The following is a 17,969-nucleotide window of genomic DNA, read 5'->3' as shown; positions in this document are numbered from 1 at the left end:
ATGGATGATATAGCGAACGATATTTCCTCGACGATCGGTCGAAGGATACACGCCGAAAGGATCATGCGGGACTGGTCCTTGGCCGAACTCGCGGAGCGTTCAGGCGTCTCGAAGGCGATGCTAAGCACGATCGAGCGCGGCAAGACCAGTCCGACGGCGGCCCTTCTCGTTCGCATCGCGGCGGCCTTCGGCCTGACCCTGTCGACCTTGATAGCGCGCGCGGAGTTGCATGGCGGCGGGCTGCTGCGCGAGGCCGATCAGCCGGTGTGGCGCGATCCCGATACCGGCTATGTGAGACGGCACCTTTCGCCGGCGTCCGACGTGCCGCTCGAGCTGATCAGGGTGCAGCTGCCGGCGAACGCCAAAGTCAGCTTTCCGGCCGCCTCCTACGCCTTCATCAAGCAGCAGATATGGCTGATTTCCGGGCGACTCGAATTCATCGAAGGCGAGGTGGTGCACAGGCTCGAACCCGGCGATTGCCTGGCGCTCGGCGCGCCGTCGGACTGCACCTTCCACGCCCTGGAGCTCGGCGCCGACTATCTCGTCGCGCTGGTCAGGGGCTGACATCATGGCGAGAAGACCCAAGCGCTCCCACAATGGGGGGCCGCCTCTTAATGAGTATAAGGGGCCGCCATGGGGCAAGGGCGATCCCTACATCTTCCTTGCCTGGCAGGCCGCCCATGCCAAGGCGTGGAAGGCGCCGAGCCGCGACGTCATGCTGCTGCGCATGGACAAGGCCGAGCGGCTGGGCCTGACCTATGAGGAGTACACGCTCGAGATTCTGGAGCGCGGGCGGCATCTCAGGGCGGAAGACACCGAACGCATCAGCGCCATCAAGGCGGCGCGAAAGCGACGCCGCGTACGCCATCTGGACTGATGGCAATGCCCGCGTCTATCGCAAATCACAGGACATCCTGCACATGAACTTGATCGAGATCGGAACCCTGACCCCGTCTGCTCAGACGCAGGACATGCTGGCCGAATTGCTGGTCGCAACGGTGGCGTCCGGCGGATCTGTCAGCTTCATGCATCCGCTGGCGCCGCAGACGGCAAGGGCATTCTGGGAGAAATCGCTGGCCGCGGCGGAAAGAGGGGAAAGAGCGGTGCTTGGCGCCTGGGACGGCGAGGTCCTGGTCGGCACCGTGACCTTGCTGCTCGACTTCCCGCCCAACCAGCCGCACCGGGCCGAGATCGCCAAGTTGATGACGCGGGTCGATTGCCGGGGCAGAGGTGTGGGAACGCGCCTGATGCGGTCCGCCGAGAGCCTCGCCGTCGAGAAGGGGCGGACGCTGCTGGTCCTGGATACCGCCGCTGACGAGGGCGCTTCAGGCCTCTACGAAAAGCTCGGCTTCACGCTGACCGGCGAGATACCGGACTATGCCCTGAAGCCGCATGGCGGGCTGACGGGTACGCTCATCTACTGGAAGCGTATCGGGCCAATCTCGTAAGGTCATCCAATCGGGGAAGGAGGCAGGGTGCAAGCCGTGCCTCCTTCATGCTGCTCGGCCGGAATGGCGATCGACTATCCCTTATGGTGGACCTGCTGCAGGCCGTAGACCGGCGTCGCGATGCCTTCGTGCCGTGCCTTCAATTGCAGCGACAGGAACTGCGAATAGTGGCGTGACTGGTGCAGATTGCCGCCATGGAACCACAGCGCCTCCTGTTGCGTCGGCTTCCACATGTTGCGCAACTCGCCTTCCCAAGGACCGGGATCCTTGGTGGTGTTCGAGCCGAGGCCCCAGCATTTGCCAACCTTGTCGGCGACATCCCTGGAGATCAGATCGGCGGCCCAGCCATTCATCGATCCGTAGCCGGTGGCATAGACGATGAGGTCCGCGGGCAGTTCCGACCCGTCGCTGAGCAGAACCGAATGCTGCTTGATCTCTTCGACGTCGACGCCGCTCTTCAGCTTGATCGAACCATCGATGATCAGCTGTGAGGCGCCGACATCGATATAATAGCCAGAGCCGCGCCTCAGGTACTTCATGAACAGGCCGGACTCATCGTCGCCCCAGTCAAGCATGAAACCGGCGTTTTCCAATCCCTTGTAGAACGCCGCGTCGCGTTTCTTCATCTCGGCATAGGCCGGGATCTGGAACTCGTGCAGGATCTTGTAGGGCAGCGAAGCAAAGATCAGGTCGGCCTTGGCCGTGGTGATGCCGTTCTGGACCGCCTGCTCCGAATAGAGCGAACCCAGTCCGATTTCCATCAGCGTGTCGGATCTGGAGATGTGGGTACTCGAGCGCTGCACCATGGTGACGTCGGCGCCGGCTTCCCAAAGTGCCGCGGCGATGTCATGGGCGGAATTGTTGGATCCGATGACAACGGCCTTCTTGCCGACATAAGCGTCGGGTCCGAGGTGCTGCGAGGAGTGATGCTGATCGCCCTTGAAGTCTTCCATGCCCTTGAATTTCGGCATGTTGGCCTTACCGGATTGTCCAGTGGCCAGCACCAGTTGCTTGGGTTTCAGGACGATGTCCTTGCCGTCGCGCCGGACGACGACGGTCCATTCCTTGTTCTTGTCGTCATAGGAAGCGCTTTTTGCCTCGGTCGAGGACCAGTAATTCAGCTCCAGCACCTTGGTGTACATTTCCAGCCAGTCGCCGATCTTGTCCTTGGGCGAGAAGACCGGCCAGTTCCTGGGGAAGTCGATATAGGGCAGATGGTCGTACCAGACCGGGTCATGCAGGCAGAGCGACTTGTAGCGCTTGCGCCAGCTGTCGCCGGCCCGCTCGTTCTTCTCGATGATGATGGTCGGCACGCCCAGTTGCCGCAGCCGCGCGCCGAGCGCGATGCCGCCCTGGCCGCCGCCGATGATGACCGTGTAGGGCTGCGTCTTGAAGCCGAGTTCGGCGGCTTCCTTCTCGCGTTCTTCCTTCCATGTCGGACGGTTCTTGCCCGAGCCGTGTTTGGCGCCCATCGGCCGCGCGAAACCCGCCGGCTCCTCGTGGCCTTTCAATTCGACCATGGTGGTCAGCAGCGTCCAGATCTTGCCGTCCTTCAGCCTGACATGACCGAAACCGCGTGCCACCTCCGTCTCGAAGCTGATCCAGCCCTCGATCAACCCGCCGCTCTTGGTCGCATCCTCGCCCTTGGCGATGGCAAAGTGTGACGGCCTGGTTTTCGACAACTGGCTTTTCAGCATGTCGCGAACCTGGTCGCGGCCTTCCATGGTCTTGATGTTCCAGGTGAAGGTGACGAGGTCGCGCCAATAGCAATCCTCCTGAAAGCAATCGACCGCTTTCTCGATGTCATTGGCGGCCAGGGCGGCGCCGAATTGGTCGAGCAGGTCGGACAGTTTCTTGCTAGGGGCCTTGTCGAGCATCAGGTTTCCTCCCGTGAAATCCAGATCGTCATGGTGGCTCCGCCGGACGTGCCGGCCGGACGATCAAGTATCGGCAAAGATAGCGGCCCTCGTCACGCCCCACCATAGTTTTCAGCGGTTTCAACGGCTTATCCGAAGCCGCGATTTCCAAAATACGTTGCGGCGGCGGCTGAACACAGCTCATGCCTCAGAAACGGCGGCAGCAAAGACAGTACCCACGCTCCGTCGTGGCACCGAGCCATGGAACGCCTTCATTGCCGGCGCGATTTTTCCCGTTGACAGGCCGTCTTTCCCGCCCTTAGTGTCCGCCACCATGAAAACGGCACTCATTCTCGTAGGAAAGCGCGTGGGCAAGGCGGTGTAACCGCCGGGCGAAAACCCCCCATGCGCAGACACAGGCTCCCTCGGGGGCCTTTTTTATTGCCTGAAACACGACTAAACGACCAGCAATCGCCAGATGGCGGACAGTACGGGACCAGACCGATGAGCAACGGACAGAACGAACGGCGCGAGATGACGGGCGCCGAAATGGTGGTGCAGGCGCTGAAGGACAATGGCGTCAAGCATGTCTTCGGCTATCCGGGCGGCGCCGTCCTTCCGATCTATGACGAGATCTTCCAGCAGGACGAGGTCGAGCACATCCTGGTGCGCCACGAACAGGGCGCCGGCCATGCGGCGGAAGGCTATGCGCGCTCGACCGGCAAGGCCGGCGTCATGCTGGTGACCTCCGGCCCCGGCGCCACCAATGCGGTGACGCCGCTGCAGGACGCGCTGATGGATTCGATCCCGCTGGTGTGCCTGACCGGGCAGGTGCCGACCTCGCTGATCGGCTCCGACGCTTTTCAAGAATGCGATACGGTCGGCATCACGCGTCCCTGCACCAAGCACAACTGGCTGGTGAAGGACGTCAACGAGCTTGCCGCGACCATCCACGAGGCCTTCCATGTCGCGACCACCGGCCGTCCCGGTCCGGTCGTCGTCGACATCCCGAAGGATGTGCAGTTCGCCAAGGGATTCTACGTCCCGCCGCAGATCGCGCCGCGCACCAGCTACCAGCCCAAGGTCCAGGGCGACCTGGAAAAGATCAAGGCGGCGGTCGAGCTGATGGCCGGCGCCAGGAAGCCGATAATCTATAGCGGCGGCGGCGTCATCAATTCCGGCCCGGAAGCAAGCCACCTGCTGCGCGAGCTGGTCGATCTCACCGGTTTCCCGATCACCTCGACGCTGATGGGCCTCGGCGCCTATCCGGCATCGGGCAAGAACTGGATGGGCATGCTGGGCATGCACGGCACCTATGAAGCCAATATGGCCATGCATGATTGCGACGTGATGATCTGCATCGGCGCGCGTTTCGACGACCGCATCACCGGGCGGCTGACCGCGTTTTCGCCGAACTCGAAGAAGATCCACATCGACATCGATCCGTCGTCGATCAACAAGAACGTCCACACCGAGGTGCCGATCATCGGCGATGTCGGCCGGGTGCTGGAGGATATGGTACGCCTGTGGCGGGCGAGCGCCAAAGCCGACAAGAAGGCGCTCTATCCCTGGTGGGAGCAGATCGCCAAATGGCGCGCGCGCGACTCGCTGGCCTACAAGATGAACAACGACGTCATCATGCCGCAATACGCCATCGAGCGGCTCTACGAACTGACCAAGGGCATGGACACCTACATCACGACCGAGGTCGGCCAGCACCAGATGTGGGCGGCGCAGCACTATCACTTCGAAAAGCCGAACCGCTGGATGACGTCGGGCGGGCTGGGCACGATGGGTTACGGCCTGCCGGCGGCACTCGGCGTCCAGATCGCGCATCCCGACGCGCTGGTCATCGACATCGCCGGCGATGCCTCGGTGCAGATGACGATGCAGGAGATGAGCGCCGCCGTGCAGCACGACGCACCGATCAAGATCTTCATCCTGAACAACCAGTATATGGGCATGGTGCGGCAGTGGCAGCAGCTGCTGCACGGCAATCGGCTGTCGCATTCCTATACCGAGGCGATGCCGGACTTCGTCAAGCTGGCGGAGGCCTATGGCGGCCATGGCATTCGCTGCGAGAAGCCGGACGAGTTGGACGACGCCATCAAGGAGATGATCTCGGTCAGGAAACCGGTGCTGTTCGATTGCCGGGTCGCGACGCTCGCCAACTGCTTCCCGATGATCCCGTCGGGCAAGGCGCACAACGAGATGCTGCTGCCCGACGAGGCGACCGACGAGGCGGTGGCCAACGCCATCGACGCCAGGGGCAGGGAACTGGTGTAGCCGTCAGAACGGGGCAGGGCTGTCGCGAGAAGCCGTGCGCAAACAGAGAGTTAGATCAAGAGTTTGAAATCGAGATTCATGTCATGAACGCACAGCTACAGCCGACCGGTTCCGCTTATTTCATCGCCAAGGAAACCGAAAAGCCGGAAAACCACACGCTTTCCGTGCTGGTCGACAACGAGCCGGGCGTGCTTGCCCGGGTCATCGGCCTGTTTTCCGGGCGCGGCTACAACATCGAGAGCCTGACCGTCTCCGAGACCGAACATGAAAAGCACCTGTCACGCATCACCATCGTGACGCGCGGCACGCCGCATGTGCTGGAGCAGATCAAGCATCAGCTCGAGCGCATCGTGCCGGTGCACCGCGTCGTCGACCTGACCGTGCGTTCGCACGAATCCGGCCAGGAGCGGCCGCTGGAGCGGGAACTGGCGCTGGTCAAGGTGGGCGGCACCGGCGAGGCCCGCGTCGAGGCACTGCGGCTGGCCGACGCCTTTCGCGCCAGCGTCATCGACGCCAACACCGAGCATTTCATCTTCGAGATCACCGGCAAGGGCTCCAAGATCGACCAGTTCATCGCCATCATGAAGCCGCTCGGCCTGGTCGAAATCTGCCGCACCGGCGTGGCGGCGTTGAATCGCGGCCCACAGGCGATGTAAGTCCGCCGCACCGACAGTCTTGGCGGGGCGCGCCTGGTCCGGCCACGAGCCGGCCGCTGGCCTTTGCGCGGACCTCACGAAGCGACAATAATGCTGACATATCTGGGAGGATATCATGTCGCTTGACGCATTCCTTGCCCTGCTTGTCTACGCTTTCGTGACCTCGATCACGCCGGGGCCGAACAACCTCACGCTTCTGGCATCGGGTGTGAATTTCGGCCTCGTCAGATCGGTTCCACACATGCTGGGCATCAGCATCGGTTTCCTGGTGCTGCTGGTTGCCGTGGGTCTTGGCCTGGGTGCGGTGCTTACGGCTTTCCCGGCGCTGCACACCGGATTGAAGATCGCCGGCGGTGCCTATCTGCTCTATCTCGCCTGGAAGATCGCCATGTCGCGCTCACTCAGCGGCAAGGGCGAGGTGAAGGCACAGCCGATGCGCTTCATCGATGCGGCGGCATTCCAGTGGGTCAATCCGAAGGCATGGGTGATGGCGATCACCGCCATGGCCGTCTACGCCAATCCGGAGCGTCCGTTCCTGTCGGTGGTGTTGATCTCGATAGCCTTCACTGTCGTCAATCTGCCGAGCGTTTCGGTATGGGCGGGGTTCGGCACCGCACTGCGCGGTTTCCTGTCGGACCCGGTGCGGCTGAAATGGTTCAACATCGCCATGGGCGTGCTGCTGGCGGCGACGCTTTGGCCGATGCTGAGATAGGTCGTGGGGCGCACCATCTGATCGTCGCGAAACGGGATCCCGACTCTCGGCGGACCGTCCAGATTGGGAGCCAAGCCGTGTTGCACATCCATTGTGCAGTGCACATTAAATCTTCGTAATGCCGTGTTTTGGCCCTTTTCCAACAAAGGCGTGTCCTATGTATTCGGCGTAATCGCGGCAACGGCCGTGATTTGCGTTAGAATAAGAACCATCGGACCACGGCGCGTTGGGTGGAGAGGGCCTTTTGACCATGCGTGGAAAAGCCGTTCTTTCGTTGCTTGCCCTCGCCTGCCTGGCAGCGGCCTGGCTCTATCTTTCGCCTGATGCGCTGGGCAGGGTTCGACAGCTCGTCGGCGCAAGGCAGGTGGCCGCGCCGTCGGACAAACCGGCCGCGGGTTTGGACAAGAAAGCCGCTGGCGCGTCGCGCTCCGTATCCATCCTCTCAGCCGTCGCCTCGACCGCCGATTTCCCGATCCGGCGCTATGCGATCGGTTTTGTCTCCTCTCCGGCCGTCGTCAGCATCAATGCGCGGGTCTCCAGCCAGATCGTCTCGATCGATGTCAAGGACGGGCAGATGGTCAGGGTTGGCGACGTTCTGATTTCGCTCGATGACCGGGCGCTGAGGGCGCAACTGGCCAAGGACCAGGCGGCGCTCGCCAAGGACCAGGCGATGCTCGCCAGCTCGCGGTCGGATCTCCAGCGCGCCAAGGACCTGGTCGCCAAGCAGGCTGGCACGCAGCAAACCTACGACCAGGCCGTCGCCGCGGAGAAGGCTGCCGCGGCGACTGTCGATGCCGACAAGGCGACGATCGACGCCGACAATGTCCAGCTTGGCTTTGCCACGATCACGGCGCCGATTGCCGGCAGGCTGGGTGCGGTCAATGTCGCCGTCGGCGACCTCGTCACCACCAGCAATGGCAACAGCAGCACGGCCACTCCGCTGGTGACTATCACCCAGATGGACCCGCTGCAGGTCAACTTCAATCTGCCGGAAAGCAACCTGGCGCTGCTGCACAAGGCGCTCGCCAACCCGCGGCAAGGGGCAGTGACGCTGACCAAGGACGGCGACCCGACGCCGATCGGCAAGGGCACGCTCGATTTCGTCGACTCCAGCGTCGACACCGCGTCGGGCACGATCGCCACGCGGGCAAGCATTCCGAATGCCGATCTTTCGTTGTGGCCGGGCCAGTATGTGAATGTCGTGCTCGACGCCGGCATCATGCCGCGGATGACCTCCGTTCCCACGGTAGCGGTCCAGCCCAGCCAGAAGGGGCCGTTCGTCTATGTGGTCAAGCCGGACAACACCGTCGAGATGCGCCCGGTGCAGGTGGCGCTGACCGACGGCGAGAACAGCGCCATCAGCCAAGGGCTGAAAAGCGGTGAGAAAGTTGTCACCGAAGGCCAGACAAAGCTGAAGGACGGCGCCGCCGTGCATGAAGGCAAGGCCGCGGCGGGTGCTGCCGCGCCCAAGGTGGCCGAGGCAGCCAACGCCGGCGAGGCGGCTCGATGATCTCCGAATTTTGCATACGCAGGCCTGTCGCCACCCTTCTGATGTCATTCGCGCTGGTGCTGGGCGGACTGTTCGCTTACAAATTCCTGCCGGTGGCCGCACTGCCCAGCGCCGAATTCCCGGTGGTCAATGTCTCGGCCTCGCTGCCCGGCGCCTCGCCGGAGACCATGGCGACCTCGGTGGCGACGCCACTGATCAAGCAGTTCGCCACCATTGCCGGCATCGATTCGATCTCGACAACCAACTCGCTTGGCCAGACCTCGATCGCCATCCAGTTCGTGCTCAACCGGGACATCGACGCCGCCGCCGCGGATGTACAGGCGGCGATCGCGCGCACGCAAAGATCGCTGCCGCCGCAGATGACGGCGCCGCCGAGCTATCGCAAGGTCAATCCGGCCGACGCGCCCATTCTTTTGATGTCGCTGGTCAGCGACACGGTTCCGCTGACCGATCTCGATGCTTTCGCGGAAAACGTCATCTCGCCGTCGCTGTCGACCATCGACGGGGTGGCGCAGGTCTCGATCTTCGGCCAGCAGAAATACGCGGTGCGCATCCAGATCGACCCGACCGCGCTTGCCGCGCGCGGCATCTCGATCGATCAGTTGCAGGCGGCGATCGCGTCCGCCAACAGCAACACGCCGCTTGGTGTGCTCCAGAACGACAAGCAGCAGCTCACGATCACCGCCAACACGCAGCTCAATGACGCGGCCGGCTTCTCCAACATCATCATCGCCACCAAAAACGGTCACCCGGTGCGGCTGGGCGAGGTGACCCGCGTCGTCGATTCGGTGCAGACGACCACGACCGCAAGTTGGTACGATGGTACCCGCGCGATCATCATGGCGGTGCAGCGCCAGCCCGACGCCAACACGGTCGACGTCGTCGACAAGGTCAAGGCGATGCTGCCGTCCTTCCAGGACCAGATGCCGGCCGCTGCCTCGATCAAGCTGCTCAACGATCGCTCGACCTCGATCCGCCAGGCCGTCGACGATGTGCAGTTCACGCTGCTGTTGACCATCGCGCTGGTGGTGATGGTGATCTTCGTGTTCCTGCGCCGGGTGACGGCGACGATCATTCCGGCCGTGGCGGTGCCGATCTCGCTGATCGCCACGCTCGGCGCGATGTTCCTGTTCGGCTTTTCCATCGACAACATATCGCTGATGGGCCTGACGCTCGCCGTCGGCCTCGTCGTCGACGACGCCATCGTGATGCTGGAAAACATCTTCCGCCACATGGAGGAGGATGGGCTGTCGGCCTTCGATGCGTCGCTGAAGGGCGCGCGCGAAATTGGCTTCACCATCATCTCGATCTCGATCTCGCTGGTGGCCGTGTTCATCCCGGTGCTGCTGATGGGCGGCGTTATCGGCCGCATCTTCAACGAGTTCGCTGTCGTGGTGACGGTCGCCATCCTGGCGTCGATGTTCGTATCGCTGACGCTGACGCCGATGCTGTGCTCGCGCCTGCTGTCGGTCAGCAAGACGGACCGCGCCAAGCATGACCCTGGCCATAAACGGGACCTCGTTACACGCGGCTACGACCGGGTCTTGAGTTTCTGCCTGCGGCACACCTTCCTGGTGTTCCTCGTATTCATGGGAACCGCGGCAGCCTCGGTGTGGCTGATCGAGGTCTCGCCGAAGGGCTTCTTCCCGCAGGAGGATATCGGCCAGATATCGGTGACCACCATCGCGCGCCAGGACATCTCGTTCGACGCCATGTCCAAGCTGCAAGGGCAGGTCGCCAGCGTCTTCTCGCATTCGCCCTATGTCGACCATGTGGCGTGGTCGGCGGGCAGCGGCAACAATGCACTCAACCAAGGGCAGCTCTTCGTCCAACTCAAGGGCAAGGACCAGCGTCCCGATATCGACAAGGTGCTTTCGGATCTGCGCAAGCAACTGGCAGGCGTGGCGGGTATCGAGACCTACATGCAGCCGGTGCAGAACCTGAGGCTGGGCTCACGGTCGTCGGCCAGCGCCTACCAACTCGTGGTTCAAGGGCTCGATACCGGAATGACCGACACCTGGGCGCAGAAACTGAATGACGCGATGGCGGCCGACCATACGAACTTCACCGATGTCACCAGCGACCTGCAGAACAATGCGCTGCAGGCGACGCTGGTGGTGGATCGCGACAAGGCGGCGCAGCTCGGCATCGATACCGACACGCTGCGCTCCGCCCTTTATGGCGGTTTCGGCACAGACCAGGTTTCGACAATCTTCGGTTCGGCCGACAGCTACGAAGTCATCACGGAGCTCGATCCCAAGATCGAATGGTCGCCCGAGCGGATGCTCGCCATCCAGATGAGGACGGCGAGCGGCAGTCTGGTTCCGCTCGGCGCCTTCGCCCGGGTCGAGCGCACGGCAGGCGCCCTGACGGTCAACCAGCTCGGCCAGCTTCCGGCGGTGACGATCTCCTACAATTTGCCGCGGGGCGTCGCGCTGGGTGACAGCGTGACCCGCATCAACGCGCTCAAAGAGCAGATCGGCATGCCGACGGCTATCTCGACCACCTTCGCCGGCACGGCCAAGACCTTCCAGGATTCGCTGGCCAACCAGGGTCTTCTGGTCGGCGGCGCGATCCTGACCATCTATATCGTGCTCGGCATCCTCTATGAGAGCTTCATCCACCCGCTCACGATCCTCACCGGCCTGCCGTCGGCTGTGCTCGGGGCGGTCGTTGCCCTTCGCTTTGCCGGCATGGATCTGTCTGTCATCGCGGTGATCGGCATCCTGATGCTGATCGGCATCGTCAAGAAGAACGGCATCATGATGGTCGATGTCGCGCTCGAACTGCGACGAGAAGGCATGTCGGCCAAGGAATCGATCCACAAGGCCTGCCTGATGCGTTTCCGGCCGATCATGATGACGACGCTGGCGGCGCTGATGGGCACGTTCCCGATCGCGCTCGGCGCCGGCGCCAGCGCCGAATTGCGCCAGCCGCTCGGCGTTGCCGTTGTCGGCGGTCTGCTTGCGTCGCAGGCACTGACGCTGTTCGTGACCCCGGTGATCTATGTCTACATGGAGAATTTCTCGGGCTGGCTAGTCGGGCTTTGGTCGAAGCGCAAGGGCGAGCCGAGCGCGGTCGAAGACGTCGACCAGCCCTCGCTGTTCAAGGCCAGGGAAGAAATGCTGCCCGAACCGCAGCGGGCAGCCGCCGAATGATGTAACAGGGCCAGCGCCATGTGCCGCTGGCCCAAGGCGTTGCGCTTGCGGCGGCATCACCGGAAACGTAATTTGGCGCCATGTCACACGATCATGACCACGACAACGAACTGGACCCGTTTGCCGCCCGCGTGCGTGCGCTGGAGACCATCCTCACCCGCAAGGGGCTGATCGATCCGGCGGCGATCGACGTCATCGTCGATACTTACGAGACGAAAATCGGGCCGCGCAACGGTGCCAGGGTGGTGGCGAAGGCCTGGGCCGACGCGGAGTTTGCCGACTGGCTGAAACGCGATGCGACCGCGGCGATCGGATCGCTCGGCTATACCGGCCGGCAGGGCGAGCATATGCAGGCGGTGTTCAACACCGAGGAGACGCACAACCTCGTCGTCTGCACGCTGTGCTCCTGCTATCCGTGGTCGGTGCTCGGCCTGCCGCCGGTCTGGTACAAGGCCCCGCCCTATCGGTCGCGCGCCGTCATCGATCCGCGCGGGGTGCTGGAGGAATTCGGGCTGACGCTGCCGGCGGACAAGAAGATCCGCGTCTGGGATTCGACCGCGGAACTGCGCTATCTCGTCGTGCCGATGCGGCCGGAGGGCACCGAGGGCTGGAGCGAGGAGCGGCTAGCGGAACTGGTGAGCCGCGATGCGATGATCGGCACCGGCCTGGCGAGGCAGCCGGCATGAACGGGCCGCACGATCTCGGCGGACAGATGGGGTTCGGCCCGGTCGCGCCGGAAAAGGACGAACCGTATTTTCATGCCGCCTGGGAAAGGCGAGCGCTCGGCGTGACGCTGACTGCCGGCGCGATGGGAGCGTGGAACATCGACGAAAGCCGGCATGCGCGGGAATCGCTGCATCCCGCCGATTATTATGCCTCCAGCTACTACGAGATCTGGATCAAGGCGCTGGAGATCCTGCTCAAGCGCCATGGCTTCGTCACGGAGCGCGATCTCGAGGCAGGCACGGCGGTCGATCCGGCAGCGGTGCCGAAGCGGGTATTGAAGGCTGAAAGCGTGCCTGATGTGCTGGCCAAGGGCGGTCCCTGCGACCGGCCGGTGGCGCAGCCGGCGCGGTTCAAGGCCGGCGACCTCGTGCGGACCAAGAACTTCAACCCGACCGGCCACACGCGGCTGCCGCGCTACGCACGCGGCAGGCAGTGTACAATCGAGGCGGTGCGCGACGGGTTCGCGTTTCCCGACAGCAACGCGCATGGGCACGGTGAAAACCCGCAATGGGTCTACACCGTGGTTTTCGAAGGGGCGGAAATCTGGGGCGAGGGGGCCGACCCGACGCTGAGCGTTTCGATCGACGCCTGGGAGAGCTATCTTGAGCCGGCGTGAGGGCCTCGTCGCCGATCTGCCACCGGGCGTCGATGCTCCGGTCTTTGCCGAGCCATGGCAGGCCGAAGCCTTCGCCATGACGGTAGCGTTGCACGACAAGGGCCTGTTTTCGTGGAGTGAATGGGCGCAGGCGCTGTCGGCGCAGGTGAAGAAGCCAGGTGCCGCGGCTGATGGCCATGACTATTACGAACATTGGCTGGCGGCACTCGAAAGCCTGCTTGTCTCGAAAGGGCTGGCCGCCAAGGCGGATGTCGACGCAATGGCTGAGGCCTGGGAACGCGCAGCGCACGCCACCCCGCACGGCAAGCCGATCCTGCTGGAGAACGATCCCAGTCCGACCCGACAGGGTCGTGGCGGCCCGAGCCGATAGGTCGGCAACCCGCCCTAAGGACGTCGAGCGAGATCGTGCGTTCTCTTTACGTTCTGATTTGCCCCTGATAGCCTAGCCTGTCGGCGGCACTGAGGCGCCCGACCCGTCGATGGTGGTGATGGCTGTCTTGTCTTTCCCTTGCGAATCCGGTCTCTCGCGCTGATGGAATTCTCTCCCCAACAGGACGAGGCGCTGCAAGCGGTTGCCCGCTGGCTCAAGACCGGCAAGCCGCAGCTGTTCCGGCTGTTCGGCTATGCCGGCACCGGCAAGACGACGCTGGCGCGCTATTTCGCCGAACATGTCGACGGCCAGGTGCAGTTCGCCGCCTTCACCGGAAAGGCGGCACAGGTTCTGCGCTCCAAGGGCGCGGTCAATGCGCGCACCATCCATTCGCTGATCTACAGGCCGAAGGGCGAGGAGTCGGTGTCGGACGAGGTCACCGGCAAGACGTCGATGTCGCCGACCTTTTCGCTCAACCGGCAGAGCCCGATCACGCGGGCGAAACTGGTCGTCATCGACGAATGTTCGATGGTCGACGAGCAGCTTGGCCGCGACCTGATGAGCTTCGGCACGCCAATCCTGGTGCTCGGCGACCCCGGCCAGTTGCCGCCGATCTCGGGGGGCGGCTTCTTCACCGACCACGAGCCGGATTTCCTGCTTACTGAAATCCATAGGCAGGCGCGCGACAATCCGATCCTGCGGCTGGCGCTCGATGTGCGCGAGGGCCGTGAATTCATGCGTGGCGACTACGGTACGGCGCAGGTGATCGGCAAGGAAGACGTCACCCAGGAACTGGTGCTGAAGGCCGACCAGGTCTTGGTCGGAACCAACCGCACGCGGCGCCGCTACAATCAGCGGCTGCGCGAACTCAAAGGCTTCAATGCCGACTATCCGCAGGCCGGCGACAAGCTGGTATGCCTGCGCAACGATCCTGCCAAGGGCCTGCTCAACGGCTCGCTGTGGAAGGTGATGACCTCATCGCGCGAGACGGTGAAGCCCGGTATCAACCTGCTGGTCTCGCCGGAAGAGGACGATCCGGACCGCGGCGTCGCCAAGATCAAGCTGCTCAAGGCGGCGTTCGAGGATCCCGACGCCGATATTCCGTGGCAGCAGAAGAAGCGCTTCGACGATTTCGACTATGGTTACGCGCTGACCGTGCACAAGGCACAGGGCTCGCAGTGGAACGAGATCGTGCTGTTCGATGAAAGCTGGGCCTTCAAGGAAACCCGCCAGCGCTGGCTCTACACGGCAATCACGCGGGCGGCAGAGCGGCTGACGATCGTCAGGTAGAGGCAATCGGACGCTATCGCTCCCCGACAGGCTGCGCAGCAAGCCATTGCCAGGCGGCGGCTTCGTCTTCCGCCTTGAAGTGTCTGAATTCGATAGGCGGTGAGGGTGGCAGGAAGCGTTTTGCGTCCGCTATCCAGTCCGGTTCGCCTATCGCCGCGCAACGGCCGACATGTTCCAATGCATGAATGGCGCCCTGCTTCAGGGTCTCGTCCGCGATATCGGCCCAGTCGACGCCCTCGTGGTCGATGAGGCGCACCAGTACGTCGATGCGCTGGTGGAGGGCATAGGCAGCCTCCAGCAACCCGAAAAGGTTTTCGCCATCGGCCGCGGAAACGTGCCCGACGACGTCGATGGCGAAAAGGTCATCACGGTTGGTCTCGACACGGCGAATCGCCGGCACGGCATCGAGAAAATTCATGGGTGCGTCCTTTCCCGGACTCATTCTTCAGTTCTTGGAACACCCGAAACCCCCTGTCTGTTCCCGTCAAAGGCATTATAGGTGGCGCATCGAATGATTTCCGAGGCCATCGCCATGCCCGCAAAACTCTCCGTCAATCTCAATGCCATCGCCATGCTGCGCAACCGGCGCGACCTGCCGTGGCCCAGCGTCACCGGCCTCGGCCGCATTGCGCTCGCGGCCGGGGCGCACGGACTGACGGTGCATCCGCGCCCCGACGAGCGGCACACAAGACACTCCGACCTGCCCGAGATCCGGTCGCTGATCGACGACGAGTTTCCGCGCGCGGAATTCAACATCGAGGGCTATCCGACCGAGGAGTTCCTGGCACTTGTGGAAAAGCATCAGCCCGAACAGGTGACGCTGGTGCCGGACGATCCGGCCCAGGCAACCTCCGACCACGGCTGGAACTTCGCGGCACAGGCCGCGTTCCTCACTCCGATCGTCAAACGCCTGAAGAAGGGAGGCTTTCGCGTGTCGCTGTTTGCCGATCCGGACCCCGATTGCGTGGCCGCCGCGCGCGATACCGGGGCCGACCGCATCGAGCTCTATACGGGTCCGTATGGAAGCTATCATTCGGATTCCGCCAAAGCAGCCAAGGAATTGGAAAGGTTGGGAAAAACCGCCGATGCCGCGCTTGCCGCCGGGCTTCAGGTCAATGCCGGGCATGACCTGGTGGTCAGCAATCTGCCTGCGCTTGCCAAGCGCATTCCGGCATTGGCCGAAGTGTCGATCGGACATGGGTTGACAGCCGACGCATTGGAGTATGGCATGGCCGGCACGGTGGGGCGATTTCTCAAGGCCTGCGGGTGGTAGCGATGGCAGACTCGCGCGACAGAGATGGCAGCCATTACCCAACGGCACTTGATATTGCATCGCAGCAAGCGTAGAGCACCGCGCGCTTATCGGAGTGTCGTCCATGGCCCTTACCAATGCTGGTACTGAGGCAGAATCTGTCGAACAATCGAGCCATCCAGAGGTCGAACAGCACAGCACCAAGATTCTGATGCTGGGCGCGCTCGGTGTCGTCTATGGTGATATCGGCACCAGCCCGATCTACGCCTTTCGCGAAGCATTGCACGCCTCGTCCGGCGGCGATGTCGCCGAACGTGGCGACATCCTTGGCGTGTTGTCGCTGATCATCTGGTCGCTCACGATCACGGTTACAGTAAAATATATCATGTTCGTGCTGCGCGCCGACAACCGCGGCGAGGGCGGCGTGCTGTCGCTGATGGCGCTGGCGCGCGGCAGCTTCCCGACGCGCTCGGCGATCATTCTCGCCATCGGCATTGTCGGGGCCTCGCTGTTTTTCGGCGATGCCGTCATCACGCCGGCCATCTCGGTGCTGTCGGCGGTCGAGGGCATGAATGTCGTCACGCCTGCTTTCCAACCTTATGTGGTACCGCTGACATTGGTCATTCTGGCCATACTGTTCGCGGTGCAGCGGTTCGGCACGGGTGGTGTCGGCTTGGTGTTTGGCCCGGTGACCGCCGTGTGGTTCCTGGCCATTGGCCTTTCCGGTCTCAATCACATCGTCGCCGATCCGGAAATCCTGTGGGCAATCAGTCCGCACTATATCGCCGCCTTCCTGATCAATTCGCCCGACGTCGCTTTCGTCACCGTCGGCGCCGTCTTCCTTGCGGTCACCGGTGCCGAGGCGCTCTATGCCGATCTCGGTCATTTCGGCCGCAAGCCGATCGTGCTGGCTTGGCTGGCGATCGTGTTTCCTTGCCTGCTGCTCAACTATGCCGGGCAGGGCGCATTCGTGTTGGCCAATGGCGGAGTCGTCGGCCATCCATTCTTCGAGATGAACGGAGGCTGGACGCTGATCCCGATGGTCGTGCTGGCGACCGCCGCGACCGTCATCGCCAGCCAAGCGGTCATATCAGGCGCTTTCTCGCTGACCCGGCAGGCGGTGCAGCTCAACATGTTGCCGCGCCTCGAAATCCTGCACACGTCGGAGAGACAGTCCGGCCAGATCTACATGCCGCGCGTCAACCTCTTGTTGGCGTTGGTGGTGATGATGCTGGTCGTCGGCTTCGGCGAGTCCAGCAGGCTGGCCTCGGCCTATGGCATCTCGGTGACCGGCAACATGCTGGTGACGACGACCCTGCTCTTCGTCATCATGACACGCATCTGGAAATGGAACCTCTGGCCGGCAATCGCGCTGACGGCGCTGTTCATGTTCATCGATATAGGCTTCTTTGCCTCCAACATCGTCAAGGTATTCGAGGGTGGTTGGGCCTCGTTGGCGGTGGCCTTCGCTATAATCATGGCCATGTGGACCTGGGTGCGCGGCAGTCGCTACCTGTTCGACAAGACCCGCCGCAACGAGATCCCGCTCGATTTCCTCGCCGGCAATTTGTTGAAGAAAAAGCCGCAGCTGGTCTCCGGCACCGCCGTGTTCCTGACCAGCGATCCGCTCAGCGCGCCAACCGCGCTGATGCACAGCCTGAAGCACTACAAGGTGCTGCATGAGCAGAACGTCATTCTTTCGGTGGTGACGGCGCCGCAGCCAGTGGTGCCTGACAGCGACCGGGTCAAGATGGAGACGGTCAACGAGCTGTTCATGCGGGTGACGCTGACCTTCGGCTACATGGAGCAGCCCAACATCCCGCGCGCGCTGGCGATCTGCCGCAAGCAAGGCTGGAAGTTCGACATCATGACGACCTCGTTCTTCCTGTCGCGGCGTTCGCTCAAGGCCTCGCCCAATTCCGGAATGCCTGTGTGGCAGGATCGGTTGTTCATCGGCCTGGCGCGCACGGCGGCCGATGCGACCGAGTATTTCCAGATCCCGACCGGTCGTGTGGTGGAGATCGGTACACAGGTGGCGATCTGACCGGCTCGGAATAAAAGCGGCTCTGCCGCGATCCTTCGCGCCCCC

At 63.0% G+C, this 17,969-nt stretch carries 16 protein-coding genes; 14 read left to right on the top strand and 2 right to left on the bottom strand.

Annotation, left to right across the window (positions count from 1 at the left end; translation table 11 throughout):
* The 3 genes from NKH03_RS10250 to NKH03_RS10240 are packed head-to-tail and all read left to right on the top strand — an operon-like array spanning window position 1 to window position 1,448.
* Window positions 1-564: a helix-turn-helix domain-containing protein gene (locus NKH03_RS10250; protein WP_352883624.1), complete on the top strand. Its 564-nt coding sequence runs from the start codon at window positions 1-3 to the stop codon at window positions 562-564.
* A 4-nt stretch (window positions 565-568) separates the two neighbouring features.
* The gene (locus NKH03_RS10245) at window positions 569-877 is read left to right on the top strand and encodes a hypothetical protein (protein WP_352968277.1); all 309 of its coding nucleotides are present in this window, start codon (window positions 569-571) and stop codon (window positions 875-877) included.
* 43 nt (window positions 878-920) lie between these two features.
* On the top strand, window positions 921-1,448 hold the full coding sequence (locus tag NKH03_RS10240) for a GNAT family N-acetyltransferase (protein WP_352968276.1): 528 nt from the start codon (window positions 921-923) through the stop codon (window positions 1,446-1,448).
* Window positions 1,449-1,522: 74 nt separating this feature from the next.
* Here the strand turns inward: NKH03_RS10240 and NKH03_RS10235 are convergent, their stop codons facing one another.
* On the bottom strand, window positions 1,523-3,325 hold the full coding sequence (locus tag NKH03_RS10235; protein ID WP_352968275.1) for an NAD(P)-binding domain-containing protein: 1,803 nt from the start codon (window positions 3,323-3,325) through the stop codon (window positions 1,523-1,525).
* A gap of 483 nt (window positions 3,326-3,808) precedes the next feature.
* On the opposite strand from NKH03_RS10235, the gene NKH03_RS10230 reads away from it, so the two are divergent.
* From NKH03_RS10230 to NKH03_RS10190, 9 genes are all read left to right on the top strand, one after another.
* A complete protein-coding gene (locus NKH03_RS10230; protein WP_352968274.1) occupies window positions 3,809-5,590 on the top strand; it encodes an acetolactate synthase 3 large subunit in 1,782 nt (593 codons plus the stop codon).
* Window positions 5,591-5,673: 83 nt separating this feature from the next.
* Window positions 5,674-6,246: an acetolactate synthase small subunit gene (ilvN, locus tag NKH03_RS10225; protein ID WP_352881059.1), complete on the top strand. Its 573-nt coding sequence runs from the start codon at window positions 5,674-5,676 to the stop codon at window positions 6,244-6,246.
* 115 nt (window positions 6,247-6,361) lie between these two features.
* Window positions 6,362-6,958: a LysE family translocator gene (locus NKH03_RS10220; protein WP_352968273.1), complete on the top strand. Its 597-nt coding sequence runs from the start codon at window positions 6,362-6,364 to the stop codon at window positions 6,956-6,958.
* Window positions 6,959-7,208: 250 nt separating this feature from the next.
* On the top strand, window positions 7,209-8,468 hold the full coding sequence (locus tag NKH03_RS10215; RefSeq protein ID WP_352968272.1) for an efflux RND transporter periplasmic adaptor subunit: 1,260 nt from the start codon (window positions 7,209-7,211) through the stop codon (window positions 8,466-8,468).
* Window positions 8,465-11,626: an efflux RND transporter permease subunit gene (locus tag NKH03_RS10210; protein ID WP_352968270.1), complete on the top strand. Its 3,162-nt coding sequence runs from the start codon at window positions 8,465-8,467 to the stop codon at window positions 11,624-11,626. Before NKH03_RS10215 ends, NKH03_RS10210 begins: the two co-directional genes overlap by 4 nt.
* Before the next feature lie 80 nt (window positions 11,627-11,706).
* Window positions 11,707-12,312: a nitrile hydratase subunit alpha gene (gene nthA, locus NKH03_RS10205; protein ID WP_352865146.1), complete on the top strand. Its 606-nt coding sequence runs from the start codon at window positions 11,707-11,709 to the stop codon at window positions 12,310-12,312.
* Window positions 12,309-12,968 carry a nitrile hydratase subunit beta gene (gene nthB, locus NKH03_RS10200; protein WP_352968269.1) on the top strand — a complete coding sequence of 220 codons (660 nt, stop codon included), beginning with the start codon at window positions 12,309-12,311 and terminating at the stop codon, window positions 12,966-12,968. Before nthA ends, nthB begins: the two co-directional genes overlap by 4 nt.
* A complete protein-coding gene (locus tag NKH03_RS10195; protein WP_352968268.1) occupies window positions 12,955-13,338 on the top strand; it encodes a nitrile hydratase accessory protein in 384 nt (127 codons plus the stop codon). Before nthB ends, NKH03_RS10195 begins: the two co-directional genes overlap by 14 nt.
* 162 nt (window positions 13,339-13,500) lie before the next feature.
* Window positions 13,501-14,628, top strand: a complete 1,128-nt coding sequence (locus tag NKH03_RS10190) for an ATP-dependent DNA helicase (protein ID WP_352870914.1) — start codon at window positions 13,501-13,503, stop codon at window positions 14,626-14,628.
* Window positions 14,629-14,641: 13 nt separating this feature from the next.
* Here the strand turns inward: NKH03_RS10190 and NKH03_RS10185 are convergent, their stop codons facing one another.
* Window positions 14,642-15,046, bottom strand: coding sequence for a SpoIIAA family protein (locus tag NKH03_RS10185; RefSeq protein ID WP_352870915.1), 405 nt, complete (start codon window positions 15,044-15,046; stop codon window positions 14,642-14,644).
* Between the two features lie 114 nt (window positions 15,047-15,160).
* Here NKH03_RS10185 and NKH03_RS10180 point away from each other — a divergent pair, with 114 nt between their 5' ends.
* Window positions 15,161-15,901, top strand: a complete 741-nt coding sequence (locus tag NKH03_RS10180) for a pyridoxine 5'-phosphate synthase (protein ID WP_352968332.1) — start codon at window positions 15,161-15,163, stop codon at window positions 15,899-15,901.
* 103 nt (window positions 15,902-16,004) lie between these two features.
* Complete coding sequence (locus NKH03_RS10175; protein WP_352870917.1) at window positions 16,005-17,924, top strand: potassium transporter Kup; 1,920 nt, start codon at window positions 16,005-16,007, stop codon at window positions 17,922-17,924.
* Window positions 17,925-17,969: the final 45 nt, after the last annotated feature.

It is taken from the genome of Mesorhizobium sp. M1406, from assembly GCF_040317555.1.
Lineage (GTDB): Bacteria > Pseudomonadota > Alphaproteobacteria > Rhizobiales > Rhizobiaceae > Mesorhizobium.
The sequence above is the reverse complement of the archived record's forward strand: the minus strand, read 5'-3'. Positions and strand labels throughout refer to the sequence as shown.